Annotated in this window: 7 protein-coding genes and 2 pseudogenes; 2 read left to right on the top strand and 7 right to left on the bottom strand. The window is 67.3% G+C overall.

Annotated elements, in window-relative coordinates:
* Positions 1–499: 499 nt before the first annotated feature.
* Positions 500–664, top strand: a pseudogene (locus IEZ15_RS47590) (hypothetical protein); the annotation flags it as partial.
* A 161-nt stretch (positions 665–825) separates the two neighbouring features.
* On the opposite strand, the gene IEZ15_RS42965 reads toward IEZ15_RS47590, so the two are convergent.
* Both IEZ15_RS42965 and IEZ15_RS42960 read right to left on the bottom strand, forming a co-directional pair.
* On the bottom strand, positions 826–1,683 hold the full coding sequence (locus tag IEZ15_RS42965; RefSeq protein ID WP_189282367.1) for an aminoglycoside adenylyltransferase family protein: 858 nt from the start codon (positions 1,681–1,683) through the stop codon (positions 826–828).
* Between the two features lie 53 nt (positions 1,684–1,736).
* Complete coding sequence (locus tag IEZ15_RS42960) at positions 1,737–2,033, bottom strand: saccharopine dehydrogenase family protein (RefSeq protein ID WP_229846574.1); 297 nt, start codon at positions 2,031–2,033, stop codon at positions 1,737–1,739.
* A 640-nt stretch (positions 2,034–2,673) separates the two neighbouring features.
* On the opposite strand from IEZ15_RS42960, the pseudogene IEZ15_RS42955 reads away from it, so the two are divergent.
* A pseudogene (locus IEZ15_RS42955) lies at positions 2,674–2,785 on the top strand (IS5/IS1182 family transposase); the annotation flags it as partial.
* A 65-nt stretch (positions 2,786–2,850) separates the two neighbouring features.
* Here the strand turns inward: IEZ15_RS42955 and IEZ15_RS42950 are convergent.
* The 5 genes from IEZ15_RS42950 to IEZ15_RS42930 all read right to left on the bottom strand — a co-directional run bounded on the left by IEZ15_RS42950 (position 2,851) and on the right by IEZ15_RS42930 (position 6,917).
* Positions 2,851–3,564 (bottom strand): GNAT family N-acetyltransferase, encoded by a 714-nt coding sequence (locus tag IEZ15_RS42950; protein ID WP_189282366.1) that lies wholly within the window; start codon positions 3,562–3,564, stop codon positions 2,851–2,853.
* Positions 3,565–3,641: 77 nt separating this feature from the next.
* Positions 3,642–4,166, bottom strand: a complete 525-nt coding sequence (locus tag IEZ15_RS46200; protein WP_229846573.1) for a GNAT family N-acetyltransferase — start codon at positions 4,164–4,166, stop codon at positions 3,642–3,644.
* Positions 4,167–4,655: 489 nt separating this feature from the next.
* Positions 4,656–5,063 (bottom strand): FAD-binding protein, encoded by a 408-nt coding sequence (locus IEZ15_RS42940; RefSeq protein WP_373302768.1) that lies wholly within the window; start codon positions 5,061–5,063, stop codon positions 4,656–4,658.
* 274 nt (positions 5,064–5,337) lie between these two features.
* Positions 5,338–6,528, bottom strand: coding sequence for a Cmx/CmrA family chloramphenicol efflux MFS transporter (locus IEZ15_RS42935; RefSeq protein WP_229846572.1), 1,191 nt, complete (start codon positions 6,526–6,528; stop codon positions 5,338–5,340).
* 29 nt (positions 6,529–6,557) lie between these two features.
* Positions 6,558–6,917 (bottom strand): thioredoxin family protein, encoded by a 360-nt coding sequence (locus IEZ15_RS42930; protein WP_189282364.1) that lies wholly within the window; start codon positions 6,915–6,917, stop codon positions 6,558–6,560.
* Positions 6,918–6,935 lie beyond the last annotated feature (18 nt).

Genomic DNA, 6,935 nt, shown 5'->3' with positions numbered 1-6,935 from the left:
GAACTCGTCGCGGCGCCGGAAGTCGGCGACCCGCGGATTCGTTGCAAGCCTCGCGTCCACCGCGGTCGTACGGTGATTCCGCTGTCGACTCAGCCGGGGCGCCTAAACAGCGTCACGCCCTTGCGCAGCGCGATGAGCGCGAGCCTGATGGCGACCGTGGTATTCGTTCCGATGAGGGACAGGTACCCGCCCGGCTTCCTTCGTCGTCCCGTCCAAGGTCGACGGCACGCCCGTTCTTGTTGTGGGGATCCAGACAAAACTGTGTGCCTTTGGCCAATCGCCGCCTTGCGTCCCGTCGTCGCCCGGCTGCTCAGGGAAACGGACCGACGGCTACCGATGTGGCAGGTCTCGGGCGGTGCGGAGGGCGCGGGTGCGGCAGCGTGGGAAGCCGACGGACCTGTTGAGGCCTGGACACTGCTCGAAGACGACATGAAGCGGGTCCGGAACAAGTCCGGGGCGACCAGGCTCGGTTTCGCGCTGCTGCTGAAATTGGAACAGCGCGCACAAGGACTTCTTCTACGGTATGGACGGCGACCTGGCTCGGGCTGGCAAGGAGTCCCAGAAGGTGCCCATGCTCGCCCTCCACCTGCTCCAGTCCGCCCTGGTCCACGTCAACACTCTGATGCAGCAGATCCTCGCCCAGAAAAAGTGGGCCGATACCCCCTTATCGACGCCGACCGCCGGGCGCTCTCCCCGCTGTTCTGGACACATGCGAACCCCACGGACACGAACACCCACCTCGAGCTGCGCCTGGGTCGGGCCGTCGCAGCGACGATGGTGCCTGGCCCGCGCACCCCTGAGGACCAGTCGGCGACGACCCGCACGTCACCCGGGCGGGGCGCTGTCAGTGTCTGCCATCGCGGCCCAGCGCGGCCGCGCAGCAACGATGCTGGTGGAGTCAGTGAGCACCCGGGGAGCGGTACACGCCTGTTGGCGCAGGTGGTCGATGCGGGTGAGCACGTCGTCCACGTGCGGGCGCACCTGGGCCTTCAACCCTTCGCTCCAGACCTCGTCCTGATAGTGGCAGGTGAGGTACAAGTTCCTGGCGTGCTCCAGGACAGGGCGGTGTTCCGGGGGCAGGTGGGCCATGGCCCAGTCGGCGGCGGCGTCCTTGGTTTTGATCTCGCCCGTGGCGAGGGTGGTCCAGACGCGGGCGAGGGTCAGCAGGACGTTGCGGGTGTCGTCGTCCAGGTCGGCCAGGAGTTCGGGGATTCCTTCAACGCTCGCCCGGACGAGATCGGTGTACGGTACCGGATCCAGGAGCTCGGCGGGAGGCGGCCCAGTCAGGGGGTGGTCACCTGCCAGGGCCACCGTGAGAACCAGGGCCAGGTCCGGCATCGGGCCGGGCCGCGGAGAACCGCCCGTCTGGAATTCGTCGCGCAGCCACTCGCCGTAGAGGAAGTCTCCGGTCGGCGGGAACCGCCAGGGGCGGACCTCGGACTGGACGACGACAGTGAGTTCAACCGGCCGGACGGAGGGCGTGAGGCCGGAGATCTCCAGCAAGCCCTCAACAAGCGCCCGCCGCTTCGGCTCTTCAAGACTCCGCCGTGTGACGGCCAGAACGTCCAGGTCGCTGGCCGGGGCGAGGCCTTCGAGCACGGCGGAACCGTGGAGATACGTCCCCACGAGCTCCGGCCCCACGACGTCACGGACAAGTCCAACGGTCTGCTCAAGCTGATTCATCACATCAGTATCGGACACACCTGCTCGCCAGCACGGCCACCGGCCATACCTGCTCAACGACGCTCTGCCCGCCGACGCCAGTTCAGCCCCGCCGGGCCGGACGGGTCCTGCGGGACGACGCGCGCGGCGACCGTGTCAACACCGGGGAGGGCGTACGTCTCAAAGATGCGGACGGAGGCGTGGTGGGACCGCGCGAGCAGTATCGGAGAGGTGCTGACCCCGGGGACGGCGCCCGTGCCCACTACCGCGCAGAGCCCGTCGGCCCGTACTTCCTCGTCCAGATCGAGCATCCGCAGGGTCGGCTCCCAGTCGACGCAAATGTTGAGGTAGTGGGTACCGGTCGCGATCACGGCGCTGTCAGGCCGAAGCAGTAGTACGGGCTGACGGTATTGAGGACGACATCCGCGTCAGCCAGTGTGGTCCGCAGAGTGGTGTCGTCGGTCATGTCTGCCTGTAGGGTCCGCACGGGCGCCCCACCGACACCGGCGGGTGGCGCATCAGCCCTGAACTCTCCGAGGCGTGGCCACCACTCTCGGCCACTTCGGGCAGCACCGCCGCCCGCATCGCCACGCCGCATCGCACCGGTTCTGCCGAGCACCAACATCACCATCCACCAATTCAATTCGACACGATCGAACGCCATGCGATCGATCGTGAACCGATGAATCTTCGAGGGGAGGAGCACGAGCGACCTACGGTTCACAGCCCGGTCCGGCGCGCGTCGGAGATGGGCGACTGTCCGCCCTCGTCCGCCCCACAGGCTTACCCCGGCCCGGGCCCGCTCTTTCCGCCGCCTCCGCCCGACAGCCATCTGCTCGCCGTAGCAGCGAAATCCTCCCGCCCCGGCCTCGGACGGCAACCCGGTCGCAAGAACACGCGACCAACGCCACACCAGGACGTCCACACAGCCCGCAAACCGAACCCCACAGAGCGACGGCCGAAGAAGTCAACGACCTCACGTCCACGCCATAGAGGCTAAAGATCGAGTCAGGGCGCCAAAGGTGGATCATCGAGCGGCTGGCTGACCGGCTACCGCAAGCTCAACCACCGCTACGTACCCCGCAACTACCTGGCGTTCCTCGGTCTCGCCGCTACACTCTGATGCTGCAAACAACTCGCCACATGGGACACCGTCTACCAACGCCGCCTCCAGCGTTATAGGGGGTTTCAATCCGGCGAGACAACGTCCCATGTGCCGAATCGTGTCAGGCCAGCTGATTCGGCTGCCGCCACCGAGGCACGGTTGTCGAGCTGGCAGCGGTACTGCGGTTCGTGTTTCCGTGCGAGGGCGTGCCGGGAGATCGCCCGTACGAGGCGCCGGGCGTGGCCCTTGCCCCGGTAGGGGGGGAGCGTCAGCACGCCGAGGTCGGCCAGCCGAGCATCGTTCCACGGGTACATGCTCGCCACGCACACCAGCCGTCCATTCTCGAACGCGCCGTAGACGGCCCAGTGATCCAGTTCGACATATGCGTCGTTGAGGTCCTGTTCCGATGCGGCTGCCTCGAACTGCTCGAATGCCCGCGCATCGGCCTCGGTGAGCGGGCGGGTGGAAGGGGCGTCCGGTTCTCCGAGCAACATCTCCCGGTCCTTGTCGGTGAAGTAGAACAGGTTGTCGGCTCCGTGCAGCGAGATGCCGGACTTCTCCAGGCGTTGCCTGAAGCCCGCCTCGTCGACCGGCTGTCCTTCTTCCAGTGCCAATGTCGCGGCGACAGCCGGGGTGAGCAGTACGCGTGTCTCTCCGTCAGTCGTCGTGAGAATGGTGAGCCGTTCGTCCCCCTCCAGGGCGGCATCGGCGGTGACGCTGAAATTGTCGGCGCTGTAGAGGAGTCGACTTGTCGGGGACGGGCTCAGCCAGAAGTCGGTGATGGTGGAAGGGAACACGTCTGAGACTTTCTGTTCGTCGTGGTCGGTGGCTGGGCAATGCCGTGGATGGTCGTACGGCCGGGCCCGCCCGGGGTTCAGAAGCGCTTGACGAGACTGACCGAGCGGGCGGTGACGGTGAACCCAGGGCCCTGGTAGAGACCGAGGGCGCCGGTGGGGTTCTCGACGTCGACATCAAGCACAGCGTGGTTCAGGCCGTCGGCCCGCAGCGCCCGCAGCACGTGGGCCAGCATTGCGCGGGCCAGCCCCTGTCCTCGTGCCTCGCGCCGTACGCCGACAGACGTCACGTATCCGAACGGGCCACCGCGCAGCGGCCATTCCTCCTGATTCACGTCGACGAAGACGAAACCGACGACGCGCTCGCCCTCGCGTGTGCCGGGGGTGACGGCAAGTACGGACAGATCCGGGCGGAATGCGCTCAGGCGGTCGCCGGTGGCCCATTCGGCGGCGGTGACCGGCTGAGTGCCCCAGTGGTCGCGGAACGCGTCGTTCAGCGCGGATCTGGCTCGTTCCTTCCTTTTCTCGGCATAGGAAACGAACCGCACCCCGGAGAGGGGCGGCGACTCGGCGGCTGGCGCGGCGAGGTCGCGTTCCAGCTCCATCCACCACCGGGCGCGTTCGTAGCCGTGTGTCTCCAGGAGCCTGATCGCAGGGGTGGCATGGTCGTGGGCACTCGAGGCGAGCCATCCGGGCAGGCGGCGTCGCAGGCCGCGAGATGCTGGAGTCCACGGGCCTCCTGCCACGCCAGCAGCGCCCTGCCGATGCCTTCGCCACGGCGGTCCGGGGCCACGGTTCCATCGAGGTCAACCCAGACGATCGTCTCCTGGCTCGTCGGGGCCACGGCCGAGCCGTAGGCGACGGCCCGTCCGGCGGAATCGGTGGCGATCACCGCGTCGTTCTCGGGGGTGAAGGCCGCGCTTCCAAACTCCTCTTCCAGCTCGTCTCTCGTGATCAGCGAGCGGGGGTGATCGATCCTTCCCGCGGCACGCTTCAGGTCGAGGACCAGGCCGGTGTAGGCGGCGGTGACAGGTCTCCAGGTAAGTCCGTCGCCGACGGTGGGCAACGCGATGGACGACGGACCGGTCACCCGATCACGCAATGGGCGGAGTCCAGGGCTGTGGTGTGCCGTCCCGCTCACGAAGGATCCTCTCTCGGCGTCGGCTGCAAGCTGGGGAAATAGTGTGGCGGCGGGCCGACAGGAGAACGGTTTCCACCCGGCCCCGGAGGAACTGGACACCGTAGCGGGCGAGCTCGGCGCGCCCGAGGTCGAGCAGGGTCGCGGGCGGCAGGCCGTCGCGGGACAGGAAGCCGTGCATGTGCGCGGCAGGCGCGTTGCGCGGCTCACCGGCATCGATCACCACCACCTTGCGGAGAGCGCGGCCCAGGAGCAGGGCCGCGTTGAAGCCGGCCGCTCCGGTGCCGGCCACTACTACGTCGTGGACCTCGACCTTGTCGCCGCGCTCTGCCCTGCTGTTCTTGTCGTTCGTCGTTTTGATCACGGGGACAACCTCCTGCCGCGATCGTGCGCGCCAAGCACTGGAGCGACAAACCTTGTTGCCATTTGTGGGACGCGAGGGGAGGAATGGGGGCATGGACGAGCAATCACCGATCGCCGCCACGCTGGACGCCTTCGCGCGCAAGTTGCGCGATGTCCTCAACGACGCTGGCTGACGGTCGTCCTTCTCGTCGAAAGCCTGGCCGTCACCAAGTCCAAGACGATTGTGGTGACGCTATTGCGGGCGGCGGCAGTTCCGCCTGTGCGGTGATCCAGCATCACGCCGGCGCTTGATCCGGCTGCACGCGGAGACGTGTCATCGCTCGGTCGAGAAGGATGGCCGGCATGGTGACCACGGCCAGGCCGGCACCGATCCAGATGACCGAGGTGATACCGGCACCGGAGCCGAGGGCGGTCCCGGCCAGTGCGGGGACGAGGCCGATGCCGAGCTGGAACGCGGAGGTGGAGGTGGCCCCGGCAAGTGTCGGCGCGTCCCACGCGACGGTGAAAACGCGTCCGTAGATAGCTGGGTTCAGCACGAATCCAGCTACCCCGAGGAGCAGGACCAGGGGGACGACAGCCAGCGCGTACTGAGCGAGGAGCGCCAGCAGGACGGAACAGACCAGGATTCCGACCGCCCCGGTCATCAGAGCCTGCGAGGGCCGTCTGTCGGCGATCCGGCCTCCGATGGACAGGCCGATGAAAGCGCCGACGCCGAACAGCGCCAGTATCACGGGAACCCAGACATCGGGGATGCCGGTGACGTCGGTCAGGAATGCCGCGAGGTAGTTGAACGAGATCATGTAGGCGGCGGTGCTCAGGATGGTGACGGCGTAGACGATCCACAGCTGCGGTCGTCTGACGGTACTGAGTTCACGCCGCACACTCGGTTCCGCGCTCGTGCTCGTTGCCGGCAGCGCGAAGAGGACGGAAAGCGCGCCGAGGACCGTGAGGACGACCACTACCCAGAATCCGCCCCGCCATCCCGTGAAGTGGCTGATCAGCGCGCCGACCGGTCCACCCGCGGTCATCGCGAGGCTGAGCCCGCTGACGACGACACCGGAGGCACGGGCGGTGCGGTCGGGTGTGACAAGGCTGATCGCGGTGACCGCCGAAACCGCAAAGAATCCGGCATAGGCAAGACCGCAGAGGAAGCGGGTGACAATCAGCACCGTGTAGCTGTCCGTGAGAAGACCGACTGTCACGGATACGGCGAAGATGGCCTGGGTGGCAATGAGCGTGGTTCGTCGCGGCCAGTGCAGAGTCAGGATGGCCAGCGGAGGCCCGCCTATGACGACGCCAATAGCGAACGCCGAGATCAGGGCACCGGCGGATGACAATGTGATGTGCAGGTCGTCCGCGATTGCCGGCAGCACCCCGGCGACCAGGAACTCCGCGCTGCCCATCGCGAACAGGCAGAAGGCGAGCAGATAGACGCCGAACGGCAGCCTCCCGTGTGTGGCTTGCACCCGCGGTACTGCCTTTTCGGTTTCGGCGCTCACCGGCCATCACTCCCGGCCCGCAGGATCGAAGTGAGCTTCTTCTCCAGGACGTGCTTGGGCGCCGCACCGACCCACAAGCCCGCGGGCCAGCCGCCCATGTAGACGACGAAGGCGGGAACGGAGGTGATGCCGAGCCGGGCGGCCAGCCCGGGTTCCTCATCCAGGTCGACCTTGACGACGTCCAGGTGGCCGGACTGTTCGGCGGCCAACTGCTCCACGATGGGGGTGACCATCCGGCACGGATGGCACCAGGTGGCCCAGAACTGGACGAGGACGGGTCGCTCCGCTTGGAGGACGCGTGCGGTGAACGTCTGCTCGGTGACGCTGTCCACCGGACGTGGGGCGTGTGCGGTCATGCGTGGGCTCCCTGTCTC

Origin of the sequence: Streptomyces atratus (genome assembly GCF_014648655.1) — a bacterium.
Classification (GTDB): Bacteria; Actinomycetota; Actinomycetes; order Streptomycetales; family Streptomycetaceae; genus Streptomyces; species Streptomyces atratus.
This window is presented reverse-complemented; position numbering and strand designations above follow the sequence as displayed.